Source organism: Dyadobacter sp. BHUBP1, assembly GCF_050587785.1.
Taxonomy (GTDB): Bacteria; Bacteroidota; Bacteroidia; order Cytophagales; family Spirosomataceae; genus Dyadobacter.
On record NZ_JBOBIH010000001.1, the window covers coordinates 859,223 to 878,996 of the forward strand.

General features: G+C 49.5%; 19 protein-coding genes and 1 other RNA gene. 13 read left to right on the top strand and 7 right to left on the bottom strand.

Going from position 1 to position 19,774, the window contains the following annotated elements; translation table 11 throughout:
* Positions 1–116: 116 nt before the first annotated feature.
* Positions 117–1,196: a FecR family protein gene (locus ACQ4MZ_RS03620; RefSeq protein ID WP_430843040.1), complete on the bottom strand. Its 1,080-nt coding sequence runs from the start codon at positions 1,194–1,196 to the stop codon at positions 117–119.
* 77 nt (positions 1,197–1,273) lie between these two features.
* Positions 1,274–1,885 carry an RNA polymerase sigma factor gene (locus ACQ4MZ_RS03625; RefSeq protein ID WP_430843042.1) on the bottom strand — a complete coding sequence of 204 codons (612 nt, stop codon included), beginning with the start codon at positions 1,883–1,885 and terminating at the stop codon, positions 1,274–1,276.
* A 216-nt stretch (positions 1,886–2,101) separates the two neighbouring features.
* Between ACQ4MZ_RS03625 and ACQ4MZ_RS03630 the strand changes: the two genes are divergently transcribed.
* Complete coding sequence (locus tag ACQ4MZ_RS03630; protein ID WP_430843044.1) at positions 2,102–3,178, top strand: glycoside hydrolase family 76 protein; 1,077 nt, start codon at positions 2,102–2,104, stop codon at positions 3,176–3,178.
* A 41-nt stretch (positions 3,179–3,219) separates the two neighbouring features.
* Positions 3,220–3,465, top strand: coding sequence for a hypothetical protein (locus tag ACQ4MZ_RS03635; RefSeq protein ID WP_430843046.1), 246 nt, complete (start codon positions 3,220–3,222; stop codon positions 3,463–3,465).
* Positions 3,466–3,647: 182 nt separating this feature from the next.
* On the opposite strand, the gene ACQ4MZ_RS03640 is transcribed toward ACQ4MZ_RS03635, so the two are convergent.
* Positions 3,648–5,111: an alpha-L-fucosidase gene (locus tag ACQ4MZ_RS03640; RefSeq protein WP_430843048.1), complete on the bottom strand. Its 1,464-nt coding sequence runs from the start codon at positions 5,109–5,111 to the stop codon at positions 3,648–3,650.
* Positions 5,112–5,327: 216 nt separating this feature from the next.
* Here ACQ4MZ_RS03640 and ACQ4MZ_RS03645 point away from each other — a divergent pair, with 216 nt between their 5' ends.
* Both ACQ4MZ_RS03645 and ACQ4MZ_RS03650 read left to right on the top strand, forming a co-directional pair.
* Positions 5,328–5,615 carry a hypothetical protein gene (locus tag ACQ4MZ_RS03645; protein ID WP_430843050.1) on the top strand — a complete coding sequence of 96 codons (288 nt, stop codon included), beginning with the start codon at positions 5,328–5,330 and terminating at the stop codon, positions 5,613–5,615.
* Positions 5,609–5,893, top strand: a complete 285-nt coding sequence (locus tag ACQ4MZ_RS03650; RefSeq protein WP_430843052.1) for a type II toxin-antitoxin system RelE family toxin — start codon at positions 5,609–5,611, stop codon at positions 5,891–5,893. The genes ACQ4MZ_RS03645 and ACQ4MZ_RS03650 overlap by 7 nt, the downstream gene beginning before the upstream one ends.
* Here ACQ4MZ_RS03650 and ACQ4MZ_RS03655 read toward each other — a convergent pair.
* Positions 5,890–7,311, bottom strand: coding sequence for an alpha-L-fucosidase (locus ACQ4MZ_RS03655; RefSeq protein WP_430843054.1), 1,422 nt, complete (start codon positions 7,309–7,311; stop codon positions 5,890–5,892). The genes ACQ4MZ_RS03650 and ACQ4MZ_RS03655 overlap by 4 nt on opposite strands.
* A 41-nt stretch (positions 7,312–7,352) precedes the next feature.
* Complete coding sequence (locus ACQ4MZ_RS03660; protein WP_430843056.1) at positions 7,353–8,411, bottom strand: isoaspartyl peptidase/L-asparaginase family protein; 1,059 nt, start codon at positions 8,409–8,411, stop codon at positions 7,353–7,355.
* Between the two features lie 298 nt (positions 8,412–8,709).
* Between ACQ4MZ_RS03660 and ACQ4MZ_RS03665 the strand changes: the two genes are divergently transcribed.
* The 3 genes from ACQ4MZ_RS03665 to ACQ4MZ_RS03675 are packed head-to-tail and all read left to right on the top strand — an operon-like array spanning position 8,710 to position 11,329.
* Positions 8,710–9,600 carry a hypothetical protein gene (locus tag ACQ4MZ_RS03665; RefSeq protein ID WP_430843058.1) on the top strand — a complete coding sequence of 297 codons (891 nt, stop codon included), beginning with the start codon at positions 8,710–8,712 and terminating at the stop codon, positions 9,598–9,600.
* A 20-nt stretch (positions 9,601–9,620) separates the two neighbouring features.
* Entirely contained in the window at positions 9,621–10,259 is a 639-nt protein-coding gene (locus ACQ4MZ_RS03670; RefSeq protein ID WP_430843060.1) for an ABC transporter ATP-binding protein, read from the top strand.
* A complete protein-coding gene (locus ACQ4MZ_RS03675; RefSeq protein WP_430843062.1) occupies positions 10,256–11,329 on the top strand; it encodes a hypothetical protein in 1,074 nt (357 codons plus the stop codon). The genes ACQ4MZ_RS03670 and ACQ4MZ_RS03675 overlap by 4 nt, the downstream gene beginning before the upstream one ends.
* A gap of 231 nt (positions 11,330–11,560) precedes the next feature.
* On the opposite strand, the gene ACQ4MZ_RS03680 is transcribed toward ACQ4MZ_RS03675, so the two are convergent.
* Together ACQ4MZ_RS03680 and yiaA are read right to left on the bottom strand one after the other, a co-directional pair.
* Positions 11,561–12,271, bottom strand: coding sequence for an SDR family oxidoreductase (locus ACQ4MZ_RS03680; protein ID WP_430843064.1), 711 nt, complete (start codon positions 12,269–12,271; stop codon positions 11,561–11,563).
* Positions 12,272–12,316: 45 nt separating this feature from the next.
* Positions 12,317–12,751: an inner membrane protein YiaA gene (gene yiaA / locus ACQ4MZ_RS03685; protein WP_223403476.1), complete on the bottom strand. Its 435-nt coding sequence runs from the start codon at positions 12,749–12,751 to the stop codon at positions 12,317–12,319.
* A 150-nt stretch (positions 12,752–12,901) separates the two neighbouring features.
* Between yiaA and fabG the strand changes: the two genes are divergently transcribed.
* The 6 genes from fabG (at position 12,902) to rnpB (ending at position 19,745) form a co-directional block, all read left to right on the top strand.
* The gene (gene fabG / locus ACQ4MZ_RS03690) at positions 12,902–13,648 is read left to right on the top strand and encodes a 3-oxoacyl-[acyl-carrier-protein] reductase (protein WP_223403474.1); all 747 of its coding nucleotides are present in this window, start codon (positions 12,902–12,904) and stop codon (positions 13,646–13,648) included.
* Positions 13,649–13,722: 74 nt separating this feature from the next.
* Complete coding sequence (locus ACQ4MZ_RS03695; RefSeq protein WP_430843067.1) at positions 13,723–15,795, top strand: VWA domain-containing protein; 2,073 nt, start codon at positions 13,723–13,725, stop codon at positions 15,793–15,795.
* 22 nt (positions 15,796–15,817) lie between these two features.
* Positions 15,818–16,756, top strand: coding sequence for a DUF2279 domain-containing protein (locus tag ACQ4MZ_RS03700; protein WP_430843068.1), 939 nt, complete (start codon positions 15,818–15,820; stop codon positions 16,754–16,756).
* Between the two features lie 53 nt (positions 16,757–16,809).
* A complete protein-coding gene (locus ACQ4MZ_RS03705; RefSeq protein WP_430843070.1) occupies positions 16,810–17,793 on the top strand; it encodes a DUF2027 domain-containing protein in 984 nt (327 codons plus the stop codon).
* Positions 17,794–17,887: 94 nt separating this feature from the next.
* Positions 17,888–19,228 (top strand): DUF4403 family protein, encoded by a 1,341-nt coding sequence (locus ACQ4MZ_RS03710; protein ID WP_430843072.1) that lies wholly within the window; start codon positions 17,888–17,890, stop codon positions 19,226–19,228.
* A gap of 108 nt (positions 19,229–19,336) precedes the next feature.
* An RNA gene (gene rnpB / locus ACQ4MZ_RS03715) (RNase P RNA component class A) lies at positions 19,337–19,745 on the top strand.
* Positions 19,746–19,774: the final 29 nt, after the last annotated feature.

Consider the following 19,774-nt stretch of genomic DNA (forward strand, 5'->3'; position numbering starts at 1 on the left):
GGGGATCTTCTTAGCGCCAGCACAGAAAGAGGGGATTTCGTACGGGTGAATGATGTTGGTAGCATCGTTCACCTTTTGTTGTTTTTATCCAAATAGTCGGGTTTTGAAGTGAATAATCAGTTGCATGGGTTTCCGGTAATGGTGATGCTGTCTTCGGTAATCGTGTATTTGGCTTCAAGGATGGTGCACAGCCATTTCAGCTTGTTTTCGAGCGGCTCGTCGCCGAGTGTTGCGGTAATGCTGCAATTCGCTAGACTGTTCCGGTCGAATACCATGTTCACGCCATAAGCTTGGGCGAGCGCGTCGAAAACGGCTGCCGCAGGTGTTTCTGAATAAGTAAATTCCTGGTTTTCAATAGGGATATTCAGCAGGACAGGGCTTTTAAGCGCCGATCGTACGAACTTCGCATGTGCTCGCTCGAATGTGGCCTGTTGGTTGCAGGTGAGAAGGAGGGGCGGAGAGGCCCGCTCGCTGAAAACAGAGACTTTACCTGTTTTGACCGCAACGGTAATCTCCTTTTCATCGGCAATGGCCTTGATGCTAAAACTGGTACCATGCACTTTAGCGACCAATTCTTCCGCATATACAAAAAACGGCTGTTCGGGATTCTTGGTCACTTCAAAAAATGCCTCGCCTGTAAGGTATACTTCCCGTTTCTTGCCCTTGAATGCGGGGGGGTATTTGAGCGTGCTGTTGCGGTGCAGTACCACGGAGCTGCCGTCGGGAAGCTGCACATATTTGAACGGTCGTTCCGTATTAGCTACTTCTTTCAAGGCATTTGCAGATGAGACTGTATGTGCCGCTTTTGGAGCAGGATGTCCGTAGTAGATGCGGAACAATGCCAAGCAAAGCCCGGCAACGATCAGCAGGCTTGCCGCTACGTTCCATCCCGAGAGGAAAACAGGGAAAAACGATTCTTTTTTCCGGCTGTTCCCCACTTGCTCTTGTCGTTTCGCTGCTTGCAATGCGTCATTGATCTTGTGCTGGATGTATTCGTCTGTCAGATGCTCGTCGCGTACAGGTACCGCACGCGCAATTTCGACAGCCTGGCGGAGAATAGCATGCCCGTGTTCATGCTCCGCCGCCCATTTCTGCCAAACGGCCCCATCTTCGGCAGATCTGCCCTCTGCCCAGCATCTGAATGCGGAATTTTCGAGCAGTGATTGCAGTAAATGATCGGACCGGTCGTGAAGCATGGAGTGATGCGGTTTTTTTTACATTATCCATTTATTCCGCCGGAATACTCGGTTAGGCTGTATTTTTTTAAATTAAATCAGAACAAGGAGGAAATTTGGCAAAAAGAGCAGAGGACAACCGAAATGGAGGGAGGCGTGCGCCAGAGCCCGCGCAGGTTGGATAATGCCCGCTGAATGATGTTGCTGACCGACTGTGCGTTGATGGCCAGAAGCCCGCCGATTTCCTCGGGCATCAGGTTTTGAAAAAAACGCAGGTAAATGACTTCCTGCTGTCGCGCCGGCAATTGGTGGATCGCCGTATGGACTTGTTTTTTCAGCACCAGATCGTTTTCCCGGCTAATCCAGTCCTCTTCGCTGGAAAATTCGGACAGCAGGTTATCGCATTCGTCGGTCAGTCCGGTTTCTTCGGACAACGGTTTAATGGTTTTCAGCATTCGGTGGCGGAATGCCTTCATAAGGTAAAACTTCACTGACGGCGTCTCATTGATGGTCGTACGGTGCAGCCATAAATGTACCAGCAGGTCCTGGATCACATCTTCGATCAACTGCATATTATGCGTGAACCGCTGGCCGTACTGGAAAAGCGTCCGGTAATAGCGCCTGGCGAGCTCCGTATATGCGTGCTCGTCCCCACCACGGAACGAATTCCAGAGCAAGGCATCGTCGGTATGTTTGTCCAATGCGGTCAAGAAGATCAGCCAGGTTAATGGGGGATTTAATCAAAAATAGGGGATGGGAACTGGATATAAAATAGTGTTTTGTATATTATTAGAATAACCAAATTTTATTATTCTATTTTGATAAAATGCCGCTGGTAGCGATTTTAGGGCCGGCGATTGAAGGAGGATCTTTCAAGTAGAGAACCTCTCAGAGCCTCCTTCTACTCAAAAAAATCGAAACTATTTATGAAAAGTATGTACACAACGGTGCTGATTTTGCTCGGCATGGCCCGCTTCGACTTCGCCGTATCCCAATCCGCGCCCGACTACAAATCGCGGCGCGGGCAGATTCTTCACAACATCGAAGGCGTATTTTACGAGTCGGCGACGGGCCTTTTCATTGAAACCAATGGCAAGAATGAAAAGCCGCATTCTTATCTGTGGCCGCTCTGTGCATTGCTCCAGGCCGCGACCGAATCGGAGGCCGTAAGCCCGGGCAAGCAATACATGAAGCCGGTTTTGGGCGCCATACGGCAATATTACAATACCAGTGCACCTGCCCCGGGTTATCAGGCGTATGTGACGAGTGAGCAAAAGGACTCCCGTTTCTACGACGACAACCAATGGATCGCGATCGCGTGCCTGGACGCGTACAACCGCACAGGCGAAAAGGATTACCTGAGCATCGCCGAAGAAATTTACCGGTTCATGATGACCGGCTACGACGACCAGGCGGGCGGAGGCCTTTATTGGAAGGAGGATGAAAAGAATACGAAAAATACCTGCTCGAATGGCCCCGGAATACTGGTGGCATTGCAGTTATATCAGATCAAAAAGGATCCCGAATACCTGAAAACGGCGATCAGCCTCTACGATTGGACTAAAAAGAACCTGCGCGCAAGCGATGGGACCTATTATGACGCCATCAAAGTACCGTCACTGAAAATAGATTCGGCCAAATACTCCTACAATACAGGCACCATGCTGCAATCGGCGGTTTTGCTGCACAATATCACAGGTAAAAAGGAATACCTGGACGAAGCCAGGGCATTAGCGGAAGGTTCAAAGAGGCATTTTTACAAGAACAACAAGTTGCCGGACAACTATTGGTTCAATGTGGTGTTGCTGCGCGGTTTTGAAGAACTCCACAAAATTGATCCACAGGCCGGCGACTATCAAATCTTCATCGCAGATGCCGAGCGGATCTGGAAAGATGAGCGCGACAGCAAAAACCTCTTGGGCCGCAAACCGGTAAAAACGCTCATCGACCAGGGCGCGATGCTGGAAATGTACGCGCGGTTGGAGCGGCTTGTGAAGGAATAGGATATAGTATTATTTTTGTATAAAAACAATCCTGATGAGCTATGCAAACGACATTCGAAGTAAGTCCGGAAGAATGGGCAGAAGGTTTCTGGAAGAGAGTTCTGTCGATGTTTGGACAAAAGAGAATCAGGGTAACAGTGGAAGAGATTGAAGGTGCCGCTTCTAAGAACCAACACGACGTGTATCTTCAAATGAAGGCTTTACAGAGACAATACCCATCGCTTAAAGTAGATGAGAACATCGATTTGTCCAGACTAGCAGATGATTCCAATGATGTAATTATTTAAGTATGCTATCTCGATACAGATGTTTTTGTTAATTTTTTGATACAACAAAATCTGGATAAGCACGATCTGGCAGGGCGTATATCCAGAATAAAGTCATTTACAAATTTGAGAATTACACTGTTATAAAAGCAAAAGCGCCGGTTGATGATTTTTCAACCGGCGCTTTTGTATAATTGCATGCGCTACTCAGTATCCTTATAAACCCCAAACTCGCTGATTGCGATACTAACCGGCGATTTGGTGATGCGGAGACGTACCTTATTGGAAGTGACGGGTACGTCGAGTTTCGCAAGGCGCTTTGCACCCACGCTGGTACCTTTGTATACCTCCTTCCATTCGTTTCCTATCCAGGCATCAACGGCGAATTCTTCAATCCGCTGGCCCAGTTTAATGTATTCCTGCAAACTGATGATGTCGAACACGATCGGCTGATTCATTTCGATTACCACTTCCGGCGTTTTGAAATCGTCGTCGGTTGCCCAATAGGTGTCCGGTTTGCCGTCGAGCAGGTTTTTGGCGCTGTAAACGGAGTTGTAACCACGCACATTCACCGCTTTCGACGACGCACGACCGATGAGGTTTGTCGCGAAAGTGTTTTTGACATGGTCGCCGAACGTTTTGAGGGCTACGAGGTCGTCGTTATGCAGTTGGCCGCGGGTGTCGGGTGCAAGGCCAAGGTCCAGCGCTGCGCCGCGTCCTACACTTTTCAGGTAAAGGTCAAACAGCTTTTCGGGTGTTTTCGGCTTCTCATTTGCGTGATAGAACCAGCCTTTGCGCAATGGAACATCGCATTCAGCGGGGATCCAGTACTTGCCGCCGCGGGTTCCGCCAGGGTTCTCGGTGGCATTAGCCTGGCCCGGTACGGCCACATTCTGGCCTTCGGAGGGCTTTGGTGTTAATGTCGCCCATGAAGTCGGGTTTACGCTGCCATCCTCGTTACCTGCCCAGCGGACGTCCCAGCCGATGTCGCTGAAAATATTCGCGTTCGGTTGCAGTTTGCGGGTGTAGTTGGTCCAGGTAGAATCCCACTGGTAGTAGGTGGTATTATCGATCGAACGTTTTTCTCTCGCGCCGCCGTAGTAGCCGTCGCCGCCATTCGCGCCGTCGTGCCACGACATAAATAGCTCGCCGTAATTGGTGTACAATTCGCGAAGCTGTTCACGGTAAATTTTAATGTATTCCGGTGTACCGTATTTGGCATTATTGCGATCCCAGGGGGAGCAATATACCCCGAATTTCAGCCCGTGCTTGCGTGCTGCGTCTGCCATCTCGCGCACGAGGTCGCCCTTGCCGTCCCGGAACGGGCTTTTGGTGATATTATAGTCGGTCGTTTTGGTCGGCCAGAGGCAGAAGCCGTCGTGGTGTTTCGCCACAAGGACAATACCGCGAAGCCCGCCTGCTTTGGCTGCTTGTACGATCTGGTCGGCATTGAAATCACTTGGATTGAAAGTCTTGGGATCTGCATCGCCGTAGCCCCACTCCTTATTTTCGAAGGTGGTAGGCGTGAAGTGCATGATACCGTAAACTTCGGTTTCGTGCCATGCGATCTGACGCGCCGCCGGCAATGCGCCGTAAGGTTTTGGGGGAGTTTGGGCAAAAGCGATCGACGCCGTCAGGCAGAGGAGACCGGATATTTTTTTGATCATTTGAAAAGGTGTTTCTGATGATACAGATAGGGGTGATGCAAATCGAGAGTGAAGATCGTTTTTTTAAGAGAGTTCACAAATTTTTTGCTCATGTTCCTCTCTGCTCACCGCAGGCTCATTAATAGGTATTGGTTGAAAAGTTGATAGTGCACAACAAAAATCTTAATTTTAATTTAGAAAATTGAAACATCAAGTTCCTTTAAATCATCGATCGTTATGGTAAATATCGTTGAGAATTATATCGCATTGAAAAAGAATATGGCGACTTTGATCAATAAATCGGGTTATAAAAATGCTTACCTGGCCGAACAGATTGGTATTCCGGCGCCGACGTTCAGTGTCAAGAAACAACGTGGCAATTGGAGCGAAACCGAAATGCTGCAAATCCTATCCATCATCGAAAACGAAAAGCTGAATGACTATTTCATGCTTGAGCTGATGCGTGCCGAAAAGGATGAACCCCGGTTCCCGGTTTCTGACCTGAAAAAGGAAATGGGATGGTAATACTTTTCGTCAACAAGTTTAAAAAAGATCTAAAAAACGCGCCGAAAGTCGTCCAGAACAAGGTTTTCGAGGTAATAGAAAAACTTGAAGCCGCTCAGAATCTAGAAAAGTCAGGGCTCGACTACCGCAAAATGGAAGGGCAAATGAGCCACGGACATTATTACAGGATCAGCATCGGTGACTGGCGGATTGGTATCGAATACATTCACCCCGACGTTACACTTTTACGGGTATTGAGCCGGGGTGAAATCTACAAGTCGTTTCCTCCGAAATCCTAGTTAATCACAAATAAGTAAGCAGGCTGCGTGCCTACTTCTGTCACAGTTTTAGCAGGCAGCTCAATCGCTCCGTTCTTCACTTTCAATGCTTTTTTATTCCCTGCAAATGTGATTTTTGCTTTCGCCGTGATTTCCAGGCCTTCCGGTTTCAGGCTTGCTGGCAGCTTTTCGCCTGGTTCGGCGAGGTAGAATGCGTAAGTAGTGTTACCTTTTTTGGTATAAGCCCATTTGCCTGCGCGGTAGGGAGCCAGCGGTTTCGTTTCGTAGATACCGACTCCATTTACATTCATCCATTTACCCATCTCTTCCAGGCGCGTGTAGGCTTCTTCGTGCCATTCGCCGTCGGGGCCGGGCGCTACGTTCAAAAGGAGGTTACCACCTTTTGCAACAATGTCAACAAGGGTGTGAATCAGTTTCTGGGTCGATTTGAAATTTTCCTTCGGAATATAGGACCATGAATCACCCATTGTCATGCAGGATTCCCACGGGATGGACATATAATGATCAGGGATCGATTGCTCGGGTGTTACGTAGTTTTCGAACTCACCGGTAACGGTGCGGTCTACCACGAGCAGGCCGGGCTGATGCGAGCGGGCCATTTTAGCAATGCGCGCCATGTCGATGTCCTGGTCGTAAGGAATCGTTTTCTGCCAGCTGATGGTCGTATCGATGCTGTTGAACGGGCGTACCCAGCCGCCGTCAAGCCACAGAATGTCTACGGAGCCGTAATCCGACATCAGCTCTTCGATCTGGTTGTAAGTGAAGTCTTTGAACTTGTTCCAGATTTCGGGGCGCTTCTTCGGATCGTAAGAAACGTTTCGGTCTTTTGGCGGGAAGTAAGGCCACCAGTAGGAGTCGGTATGCCAGTCGGGTTTTGAGAAATAGGTGCCCGTCATGAAGCCCTCGTTGCGGAATGCTGCGAGTACTTCCTTGGTGACGTTGGCCTTCGGATTGGTTTTGAATGGCGTGTTGGTGATTTTGTAGTCGGTATATTTCGAATCGAACATCGAAAAGCCGTCGTGGTGCTTGGTGGTGAACACCACGTATTTCATACCGGCACCTTTGGCCGCCTTCGCCCAGCGTTCAGGGTTGAATTTGACCGGGTTGAAAGTTTTGGCGATGTCCTCGTAAGCCTTCTTATATTCGAACCAATCGTGTGCATGCGGCCCGCGGCGTTCGCACCAGCCTTCGTCTTCCGGGCACAGTGACCATGATTCTACAATGCCCCACTGGCTGTATGTTCCCCAGTGCATCAGCAGTCCGAATTTGATATCCTGCCATTTGGAAAGCTTCTGCTGCACGAGCGGATCGGCAGGTGCAACGTATTTGGAGTGATTTTGCTCCGAATGCTGCTGCGCATACGATCCGGACGCCATTAGCAGCCCTGCCAGAAGAGCTGCTGTCGATTTAAGGTTCATTGTAATGGTTAAGTGTTAGGTAAATATTTCTATCTGAGGGACTACGATAGATAGCTTTTGGAAGCCACTACTTTACCCTTGCCATCGCCGGTAGTGATGGTATAGGCAAATCCGGGCTGGACGGAATAGGCACCGACCTCCCCCTGCTTGTTAATGGCCAGAAAGCCTACCTGAAAAGTCTTGGCCCTTTCGGGGTCACGTTTTACGATCCTTTCAACTGCTTTTTTACAGGCTTCTTCCGGTGAGGAGCCATTACGCATGAACTCGACCACCAAATGGGTGCCGGCCACGCGGATCACTTCCTCGCCTTGTCCCGACGAAGTGGCTGCGCCAATCTCATTGTCGACAAAGAGCCCGGCGCCGATAATAGGGGAGTCGCCCACGCGGCCACGCATTTTGAAGCCCATACCGCTGGTGGTGCACATGCCGGAGAGGTTGCCTTGTGCATCCAATGCGAGGGTGCCCATGGTATCGTGGTTGAAATCGCCGTTGTCGAGTCGCGCGGGGGCGAAAGGACCGTGGCCTTTCGATTGTTTATGTTCTATGTTGATGACCGGTTTGTATTCTGCTTTTTTGAGCCATTTTTTGTACTCTTTTTCAGCGTCCGGTGAAAGTTTGCCGGATTCTAGTTTAAAACCATTCGCCAATGCAAATTGCTGAGCACCGGCACCCACTAAAAACACGTGCGGGGTTGTTTCCATGAGCTTGCGGGCGACAGACACCGGGTGTTTGATCCTTTCCAGGAATGCCACGGCACCACAGTTCGACTTTTCATCCATAATACATGCATCCAGTGTCACATGGCCGTCGCGGTCGGGGTTTCCGCCCAGACCTACGCAGCAGTTGATATCGTCTTCAATGGCGATAGCGGCTTGCTCCACGGCGTCGAGGGCCCGGCCTCCTTTTTCCAGAACCGGCCATGCCGCTGCATTTGAAATTTGACCGCTATCCCAGGTGGAGATAACCACGGGAGTGCCGGGCGCCGGAGTGCCGGCCACCGGAGCGCCGGGCGCAGGTGTTTTGGCAAAAAGCTGATTGACGCGTGTAAAAGGCAGAGCGAAGGCCGACAGGCGGAGGAAGGAGCGGCGGTTAGTGTTCATGGTGTCCGGGTTTATGAATGGTAAGTGTAGTTTTGTAAAATTTTAAAAATGAATCCGCGGATTAATTAAAATTTTTTCAAATATACGTCCCGCGGAATTTGTGATCAATGAAAATATGAAATTTCGTATGATCTGTTGGTTGAAGTGTCTTATTTTGAAATATTTGTAGACAGGCGTCTGAAAAGCGGCTGGTTAAGTGGCCTCAATTCACTTACTAATTTTTTCAAACGAAAAACAGATCGTTTCTGATTTAATAGCAACCTTTGGCTATTTATTAAGAAAAAGAAAGACATACACGATGATGAACTCTCCAAAAGCATGTGTGGATGTGGCAATCAACGCCTACGGGAAGCCGTATCAGACGGCCGTTACACTGCTGACGCTCATGAAGCATTCGCATCAATGGATCAATAAAATCTATTTTGTAGAAGAAGCCAAGCAGCCGGAGCCACCGAATTTCAAATTCATTTTTGATCATTTCGGGGATAAGATCGTCTACTATAAACCCAATGTCTGGCTTTGGACAAAAAACGTAAAATTTGACTTTCTGCTGAATTTCAAGCGGTACCGCCACGCAGTACGTTACCAATATGCCTGGGAGAAATCGGACCAGAAATACCTGCTCGTGATTCATAATGATGTGTATTTTAAAAGCGACCTGGTAGGGGAGTATTTGAATGGCATCGGCGACGCGTCGGGCATCGGCAGTATCGGGCAGTGCTGGGTATGCCCTGCGAGAGAAGCCGGGCTTTGTGATTCAGAAAGATATACCGAATATAAGCCGGATTACCAGGAACTGATGCAGTTGGCTGCCAGGTATCCGCAAGCCCGCACAGGCGAGTACAAGCTCGTGGTCGACCGTACCGCGCCATGGCCGTTGCCCGAATGTAGGCTGAATGAGTATGTGGCGATGATCGATCTGGAAAAAACACGTAAGGACACTATGCCTGTTGGCAAAGGAGCCGCATTCGGGGCCTACGACCGCCTGGATGTGGGGGTGAAATGGTTTGCGGATATGAACAATGCAGGACATCGTTTCAAACATTTTAATTACGACCCGTATGCGACCCACAGCTGGATCAGCTTGCAGAATGCCGGCCATAATGCGCTTTTCGACAAGGATCTTTACCGTCACGAAGAGTCAGTAGCACTGCAGGTGTTGAAAGACGAGTTTAATATCGTTCCTTAATATAACGGCCATTCCGCGATATGGTATTGGAAATCAGTCAGCTCACGCAGCGGTATGGCGAGCGGGAAATCCTTTCAATCCCCGCTTTTGCAATTGAGAAAGGCATTTACTGGATACAGGGAGAAAACGGCGCGGGGAAGTCGACGCTTTTTCGGACGCTGGCGGGCATGTTGCCATTTGAAGGGAATATCAGGCTTGATAATAAGTACGACCTCAAAAAGCACCCGGTCGAGTACCGCCTTCGTCTGAATCTCGGAGAGGCAGAGCCGCTTTATCCTTCGTTTCTAACGCCCGCGGATTTGATCGCCTTTGTGGCCGAAGCACAGCGCGCGTCCCGCGGGCAAAGCGACAAACTCATTAAAGCATTCGGCATTAATTATCTCCAAAACCCGTTCGGCAGTTGTTCGAGTGGGATGGTGAAAAAGGTATCCCTGTTGCTGGCATTCCTGGGCGATCCATCGCTCATTATCCTCGACGAACCGCTCATTACGATCGATCGCGAAGCCCGCGAAGTGCTTTTCGAACTGATCAAAGAATACCATCATAACGGTGTAACGTTTCTGCTATCGTCGCACCAGCTTTTTGAACAGGAGGGGCTACATGTTTCCCGGAGTTTTCGGTTGAAGAACAAAACACTGGTAGCTACGGATGCGCTATGAAAATGCTGCTGCTCTCCACGGTTTCGGCGTTTTTCAGACAGCGGGCCGGAATGTTTCTGGTGTTGCTCGGTGTACTTTTCGGGTTTCTGAGCGCCAATGAGCATCATGCATTCGCGGTATTTTTTCTGACAGGTACTTATGGAATGCTCAGTCTTTTTGTGATCTGGCTGGGTTATAGTCTGTTGTGTGTTCAGTTCCTGGTTAATACCTGGAGGCTGCCGGAATATACCTTCATCTATCACGCGCGTACCTGGCCTGCGATCGTACGTACGCGAAGGTTTGCAGGCCAGGCATTGGGTCTTCTTCAACCCATTCTTTATTACGGGGCTTACCTGCTCGTCATCGCTATTCAGGACAAGCTACTGGCACGCCTCTGGCCGGTTATTCCTTTTTATTTTGTATTAATACTCGTTCTTACCCTAACTGCCGAATGGCGCGTTCGGAAACCGGTTTTGTATGTGCCGGTTAAAGGTAAAAGCATTATCAAATGGCCATTCCCACGTCCATCGTCATGGCTTTATTGGTCGATGGAATGGCTCGTACGGGAACGTGGGATTACCTTATTAGTAGGTAAAATGGGTGCAATGCTGGTGGCGGCGGGAACAATGCTCTATTACAGCACTGGTGAATACGACATTCGCATGCCGGCCGTGGGAATGTCACTGGCTTATTTACTCAATCTGGGGCTTTCATTGGAGTTGTATCAATGGGAAGCTGAAATCTGGCTTTGGGGCCGGTCGTTACCTGTGCCGGTCTGGAGGCGTTGGGGTAGGGTAGTGGCAGCGCATTTGGTGCTGATCGTCCCCGAAACGGTGGTGATGCTTCGTAGTGGCGCCCTCGGCTTTGCGGAGGTGGCACAGTTGTACCTGCTGGGCTTAACGATCCTCATAGTTTCCCACCTATATTTTTATAAAAGAGCAGGGCTGCCGGAGAATGCCATACAAGTCTTCCTGTTTGGTTTTGTAGGCCTTACCTTGCTGATTTTGTACAAAGTTCCACTGCTGCTGCTGGCGGCTTGTGGGTTGATGTTCTCACTTTATGCATCCTGGTCCAGGAGTAGTCGGAAGTAGTCAGATGTGATCAGGCATTGCCAGGTGTTGTCAGGTGTAGTCAGGTGTAGTCAGATGTAGTCAAGTGTAGTCAGTAGTCAAGTGTTGTCAGGTGTAGTCATTTATCGTCAGCATGGTCAAGTTCTCCTCTCTATATTTTACAATATTCTACTACCAATGACAATTCCTGACTATCAATGACCACACCTGACAACACTTGACTACACCTGACCAAAAATTCCGACGACGGGTTTATTTCGGTGTCGTAGGCCGCACCTCGATTTTGCTAGGCAGCGTTCGCGCCGGCATTTTGACGAGGTCGGATACGATCTGGCCGATGTCTTCGGGCTGGATTTTCCAGGCGTCTTTATCGGATGGCTCGTGGTTGTTGAACTCCGTCGCGACGGAACCCGGCATGATGGTCGTTACTTTCACGCCCGCATTGCGTACGTCGAGCATCATGGCTTGTGAGAAGCCTACCAAACCGAACTTGCTGGCATTGTAGGCAGTACCATTCGCAAAGAAGTTGGTGCCCGCTAGGCTGGCAATATTGATAAAATACCCTTTGGACTCCGTCAGTGCTGCGATGGATGCTTTTGCACTGAAAAACACGCCGGTGAGGTTAATATCGATGGTTTCCTGCCACAATTCAGCGCTAAGCTCCTGGATTGGTGCGAAATGGCCGACGCCGGCGTTGGCGATAAAGTAATCGAGCCGGCCCCATTGGCTGAGTACGGTTTGTACTGCCTTTTCCTGCGAAGCCAGATTTCTGACGTCGGATTCGATGGCTAATGCGTAACCCTCGCGGATTTTGTTCAACGCCTTTGCCGCTTCGTCGGCATTCTGCTGCGACCGGCTTGTAATTGCGACACGGATGCCGTCGCGGATGAGCGCTTCGGCAATGCCGTATCCTATTCCCTTTGAACCACCTGTGATCAGGGCTGTTTTTATTATTTCTGCCATTACCTGAATTTAGTTTCAAAAATTAAATGTAACGGCTTAACAGTATCAATGATCAGAAGGTTTGGAAAATGAGCTACCGGTTTCGAAAATCTGTGAATCACGGGTGTTTTTCTGAACCGCAATGGCGCCGAAAATGCCTAGCAGGAAGGCGAATGCGTAGAAGCCCTTTTCGCTGGGAAGCAGTGTCGCATTCCAGAGGCCGACGACAAGCAGCACAATGGCGAGAATCGTCGAAAACCAGGCGATACCGTAATAAATGCCGGTCACCGGGACACCCTCCAAACGGTCGCGAACGCTCTTCTGGACCGATACTGCGGCAAAAAGCCCGTACATCAATACCGTAAAATAATATCCCTTTTCGCTCAGCAGCATTTCCGAGCGCCAGAGGCCGATGATGAAGCCTGCCATTCCCACGCCCAATGCGATCCACGATGCGGCAATGAAGGCTCCTGATGTTTTCTGGACATTTGTAGTGTTCATGTTAGTGTAAGTTAAATGGTTGGAGAAGGTTTTTTGCCTGAATATTACATCATTTTGTAATAAAGTACCATAGGTCGTTTATTTGCCGGTCTCTGCCCAATATCCTATTTTTGCCGGCAGTATACATTTTGACAGATTCTAATCCTATTTATGAAGTTAGTAGCAAATAAAGTTGCATTGGTAACAGGAGCTTCGCGGGGTATCGGACGTTCGATCGCGCTGCGCCTGGCTCAGGAAGGTGCTGATGTCGCGTTTACATATCTGTCCAGCGTCGAAAAAGGCGAGGCTTTGGCCAAAGAGCTGGAAGCGTTCGGCGTGAAAGCGAAAGGCTACCGCTCGGATGCATCCGATTTTCAGGCTGCGGACCAGCTCGTTACCGACGTTATCGCCGATTTCGGCAAGCTCGATGTGCTCATCAACAACGCAGGCGTTACCCGTGACGGGCTCCTCATGCGTATGAGCGAAGAGCAATGGGACACGGTGGTGAACATCAACCTGAAATCGGTTTTTAACCTTACCAAAGCCGCTACGAAATCCATGATCCGTGCGAAAAGCGGGTCGATCATCAATATCACATCGGTAGTAGGTATACGCGGTAATGCAGGGCAGTCGAACTACGCTGCTTCGAAGGCGGGTATCATCGGTTTTACCAAATCCATTGCATTGGAATTGGGTTCCAGAAATATCCGCTCGAATGCCGTAGCGCCAGGCTTTATCGAAACCGAAATGACCGATGCAGTAGATGCGAAGGCGGTGGAAGACTGGAAACAGTCGATCCCGATGAAGCGCGGAGGCCAGCCCGAAGAAGTGGCTGACGCCTGCGTGTTCCTTGCTTCCGACATGTCGCGCTATATCACCGGCCAGGTAATCCAGGTCGACGGTGGTATGTTAACATAGAGTCTTTCTTCGTTAGTAAATAGCTGGCGGTTTCATTGTATATTGTAACGTCGCCAGCTATTGAATTCCAATCCATGCGGTCAGAGCTCATATTCCAAACCCCTTACTGGTTCATCATTTTCTGCGTGCTCGCGGGCCTGGCCTATGCCTGGCTGCTGTATCAGCCGCAAGCGGCCTGGGGTAAGAAACTGAACTATGCGCTGGCAGCTGTGCGTGGAATTGCGGTGGCATTGATCTGCTTCCTGCTGCTGAGTCCGCTGGTGCGGCGCACGCAAACTTCGGTCGACAAGGCCAAGATCGTTTTCGCGATTGACAACTCCGAATCTGTTGGTAAGTACGGGCCGGCCGCGATGAAGCAGGTGAGGGCCGCTGTTCGCGAGCTGAACGATTCCGGCTTCGAGGTAAGCATTGAATCGCTTGGCGGCACCGAGAACAATGCAGATTCCCTTGCATTTAATCAAAACAAAACCAACCTGGCGGGACTGCTACAAACGGTCCGCACGAATTTCGAAGGCCGCAACCTGACGGACGTGGTATTGCTTTCGGATGGTATCGTGAACCAGGGCGTATCGCCGACCTATAACCGTTATCCGTTCAGAGTCAATACGCTGGCGGTGGGAGACTCGGTGCCGAAGCTGGATATCCGGGTGAAAGACGTCGTTAGTAACCGCATCGCATATTTGGGTAATGAGTTCCCTTTGCGGGCCGAGATCGCAGCAAACGGGTTGCAGGGCAAAAGTACCACGGTGACTCTGAAACAAAATGGCCGCGTGATTCAAAGCCAGCCGGTTGTCATCGACCGTGCGGATTATTTCAAAGCATTTGATTTTAAGACATCTTCTGCACAAAAGGGCGTTCAGCACTATACCATTGAATTGGGTGCAGTTTCGGGAGAAACTTCCGGCAGGAACAACCGGAAGGACGTTTATATTGATATTATCGATGGCCGGCAAAAGATCTTGCTCATGGCGCTTGCGCCGCACCCCGATATTAAAAGTATCCGGAGTGTGATCGAGGCGAATGATAACTATGAGCTGGATATCAATATTCTGTCCATTGCTAATAATCCACCGGCCAGTACAAAGCCTTACGACCTGGTGATCCTGCATCAGATTCCTAATGTACTCGGATTGGGTAATGCGCAGGTCCGCAAGTTTCTGGATGCTAAAATGCCTTTGTTTTTCATTTTGGGAAATCAATCGGCGGTGCCGCTGGTCAGCTCGCTGAACCGGTCGCTGTTTATCAATGCTTCCGCAAATAACCAGATTGATAAGGTCACGGCACGGTTTAATCCTTCGTTTACTCAGCTGAACCTGGATGCAGAGAGCCTGAAATTATTGGAACGCCTTCCTCCGCTTTCGGTGCCTTTCGGCGAATACAATGTGTCGTCGGGTACTGAAACCATATTATACCAGAAAGTAGGAACGCTCAATACCAACAAACCACTTCTGGTTTTAAATACCAATGGAGACCAAAAAACGGCCGTATTGGCGGGAGAGGGGATCTGGCAATGGCGGCAGGAGGAATTTGCCCAAACCGGCAAACAGGAAGTAGTGGATAACCTGTTCCAGAAACTGATCCAGGTGCTTTCGGTGAAGGAAGACCGCCGGAAATTCCGTGTATATCCGATCAGCAACGAGTTTGAAGCAGGCGAGCAGGTGGCATTTCAGACAGAGGTTTACAACGACATTTACGAGCCGATTTTCGGTCAGGTGGTAAAACTGGACGTGGTGGATGAAAAGGGCAAAAGCAAGCAATTCACGTACACACATACGAAGGAAACACCCCGGTTTAATGTGAGCGGGCTGGCGGACGGCGTTTACCGGTATGCGGCTTCCACCACTTTGAAAGGAAAGCAGGAAAATGTATCAGGGCAGTTTGTGATCCGTAACGCGGATCTTGAGCTGAGCAATACGACGGCGGATTTCGGAATGCTCCGCGATCTCGCGCGACGGTCGGGCGGCACATTTATGACGCCTGCATTACTGCAACAATTTATTCAAAAACTTAAAACTGACCGCCCGGCCGACAGGCTGGACAGTACCGAAGATATGGTTGAGCTGATCTATCTGAAATGGCTGTTCTTCCTGCTTGTAGTGTTGCTGGGCGCAGAATGGGGGTTGAGAAAATACCATGGCGGTTATTGATCTCTGCTCCCGATATGATCGAATGCGCTTTACTCTTTATTGCTTACTAACTGGCCTGTTGGCCGGAGTGCCGTCTCCGGCGTACGCACAGGTACCCGTGCCGCCCGCCGATACGATCGCCCGGGACACGACTGTCCGGGAAAATGGGCCTGTCGTGCGGCCCAATTATAAACTGCTCCGCGGTATTTTTGCGGCCCAATCGGGTATTTATCTGGGAACGCTTTATGGGCTTAGCAAGTCATGGTACAAGAACCCGCTGACGAAGTTCACCATCCAGGACGATAGTCACGAGTGGCTGCAAATGGACAAAATGGGGCACCTTTACACATCGTACCAGATTGCCCGGCACACGGCGGCGTTGTACAAAAAGACGGGTATTTCGAAAAGGCAGATGCTTGTTTACGGCGCCATTTCCGGAGTGATTTTTCAGACACCGATTGAAATCCTGGACGGCTTCTCGCCGGACTATGGTTTTTCTCCCGGCGACATGATCGCGAACATGACGGGTTCGGTGCTGTATCTCGGGCAGGTGGCATTGTGGGACGAGGTACGTATTCAGCCTAAGTTCTCATTTCATTATACTTCGCTGGCGCACGTGCGGCCGGAACTGCTCGGGAGTAGCTGGTCGGAGCGCTGGCTGAAAGATTACAATGGTCAAACCTACTGGTTCTCTGCCAGTCCGAAATCATTTTTCAAAGGCTCCAATTGGCCAGCCTGGCTTTGTTTCTCAGTAGGTTATGGTATCCAGAATATGGTTTCGGCCCAGAAAGACGTAAGTATCGAAATGGGTTACAGTCCTTACCGGCAATATTATTTGTCACTGGATATCGATCTCACGAAGATCAAAACCCGGAACAAGTTTGTTAAGACGCTGGGTTTTCTGGCCAATTCCCTGAAAATCCCGGCGCCAGCGTTGCAGTTTAGCAGCAAGGGTGTCGGTTTTAAGCCGTTTTATTTTTAAAAATATTGTTTGAACCCCCAAACTGTTCAGACGACGAAAAAGCAACATTTACTATGAATATCGGAGATAAAGTACGACTGGTTCACGGCAGGGAAGAGGGCGTTATTTACGCTTTTTTGCCTGGTAACGTGGTTGAAATCGAAATTGAGGACGGATTTCGTATTCCTGTCCTGAGAAATGAAATTGTTACTATTTCGCCCGTGGAATTACAGCGGATGGTGAAACCCGAAGAAGTGAAAGCGGTGGCCGCCCGCGCGGATGTGATCGTTCCACGCAATGCACCCTTTGCGGAAAAAGGTATTTACCTGGCATTCATTTCCGTGAACGACCGCACGTTAACTGTACATGTCATTAATAATACTGACTGGATATTGCCATTCACAGCCGTAGCCGCTTCTGAATCGGTGAACAAGGGATTGGCTGCCGGGGTGCTGCAACCACGGACCTCGCAAAAGCTGACCGAAGTGGAAATGAAGGATTTCGAATCCTGGCCGGTGTTCGATATCCATGCATTGTATTTCCGCGAGGGCAATTACCAGTTGCCTGTTGCATTGAACAAGCGCATCCGTTGCCGCGCGCAGTCGTTTTATAAAAACAAAGGCAAGGTGCCTGTGTTGGGAAAAGAAGGGTTTGTATATCAACTTGATGAGGAGAACCTGAAACGTGAAACTCCCGGCATTTCGGAGGATGTTGCGGGCGAAATCAAGGCGAGAATGCTGGGACAGGCCGCCCCCGAGCAGAACAGCCTTCCTAAACCGGAGCAGGTGATTGATTTGCATATCGAAAAATTGGTCAACAATCATAAAAGCCTGTCCAGCGATGCAATCCTGAAAAAGCAGCTGGATGTTTTCGAGAGTAGCCTGGAATCGGCCATTGCCAATGGAATGGAGGAAATTACGTTTATACATGGCGCAGGCAGCGGAGCTCTGAAAAACGAGCTGCACCGCAGGCTGGGCAGGAACCAGCATGTGCAATTTTTTAAAGATGCATTAAAAGAGAAATTCGGATACGGTGCAACCCTCGTCAAAATCAAGTAAAGTATACGTCAGGCGCGGTTATTTTCTGGTAATCGTGTTGGCAGCCGTCGTTTTTTGGAGCTGCGGTTCTAAGAAAACCTCCCCTAAGGCCCCTATGGAAGAATACAAATATTCGGATAAGGAGATCCAGAACGAGAAACATTTGTCGGTACTGAATGTGCCGGTCGAGATTCCGGTAGCGGAAATCGAAAAGCAGATCAACAACCAGATCAAAGGGTTGATCTACGATGATACCAGTTACGAGGATGAAGGTAACGACAATCTGAAAGCGAAGGTCTGGAAGATCAGCCCGATCAAGGTTGTGGCGATTGATTCGTCGTTCCTATTTGAAGTTCCACTGAAGATCTGGGTAAGCGCCGGGTACAAGATTAGTCCGTTGGGTGTGACGATGTCGGGTTACAAGGATACCGAGTTCTCGATCCGCATCCGGCTGATCTCTAAAATAGGTATTATGCCGTCGTGGCAGATCAAATCGGAGACTTATGTCGATAGTTATGACTGGATCAGCGAACCGAACATCCGCGTGGCGGGCATCAATGTTCCTATTAAAGGCATGGTGAGCCGGATGCTCAATAAGAATTTTGAGAAGATCACCGACGCGATCGACGAACAGGTGGCTTCGAACCTAGAACTGAAAAAGAATGCGGAGCTGGCCTGGAATATTGCGCGTCAGCCTGTGATGCTAGCGAAGGAATATGATACCTGGCTGGTAGTCAGGCCCACTGGTGTGGAAATGACGCCGCTGCTTGCGAAAAACAATGTTCTCCATTCGATCATTGGTATTAAAGGGTATACCCAAACTATTACGTCGGCTGTAAAACCGGCCGTGGCTCCTATGCAGAAGTTGCCGGACCTGAAGATCGTCGATAAGGTTCAGGATGATTTCAAGATCGGATTGATTAGCCTCGTGTCTTACGAAGACGCTGCCAGGCTGGCTACCAAACAGTTTGCCGGGGAGAAATTCTCGTTTTTAGGAGGGAAATATCATGTAGAGGTTACTTCCATTGAAATGTACGGACAGAATGACCGGCTGGTGATCAAGGCCGGGTTGAAAGGCAGTATTAGCGGCGATATTTATCTAAAGGGAGTCCCTTACTATGACTCCGCAACGCAGCAGCTGTCACTCAAAAGCCTTGATTACGACCTGGATACCAAAAATTCGATCGTCCGGACGGCGGGTTGGCTTCTACAGGGGCAGTTCAGCAGGATGATGGAAAAGCGGATGGTGTTTCCGGTCGGAGGCCAGATTGCCGACGCAAAAAACACGATTCAGAAAACGCTCGCCAACTATAAAGTCACCGAAGGGGTAGTTGTAAAAGGAATACTTTCCGATATTGTACCCGATAAGGTTTACCTTACTCCGAAACATCTTTATTCTGTTGTATTTGCGACCGGGAGAGTAAATTTGAAAGTCGACGGATTGAAGGGAATCTGATCAAAAATTTGTACAATATTCAGCATAAGTGCCATATTTTTTTACTTTTTATGGTATATTGACTGCTGATCGAAAGAAAGTATTTCTTAGCTTTGTGGTCAGAGGAAAGGTCTAAGCTGTCCTGCCGCTGCGGTTTTTTAACCGGGGAGGAAAGTCCGGGCAGCGCAGAGTGCCGTACTTCCTAACAGGAAGGCAGCGAACTGGTGACGGTTCGTTGACAGCAAGTGCCGCAGAAAAGATACCGCCCTGGCATATTTTTTGTATGCCTCGGTAAGGGTGAAAAGGTGGAGTAAGAGCCCACCGGTTTCCTGGTGACAGGGAATGCATGGTAAACCTTACGGGCTGAAAGATCAAATAGGTGTTGGTTCACGGGGCTACTCGTCCCTGTCCCCTCGGGGCGCCGACACGGGTAGATCGTTAGAGATTTCGGGTGACCGGAATCCTGGATAAATGGCAGGAGCAGAGATCGGGTAACCGGTCGAAGTCACAGAACCCGGCTTACAGGCTTTGGCCTTTTTTCTGATTTTTGAATTTATGTATAATGCT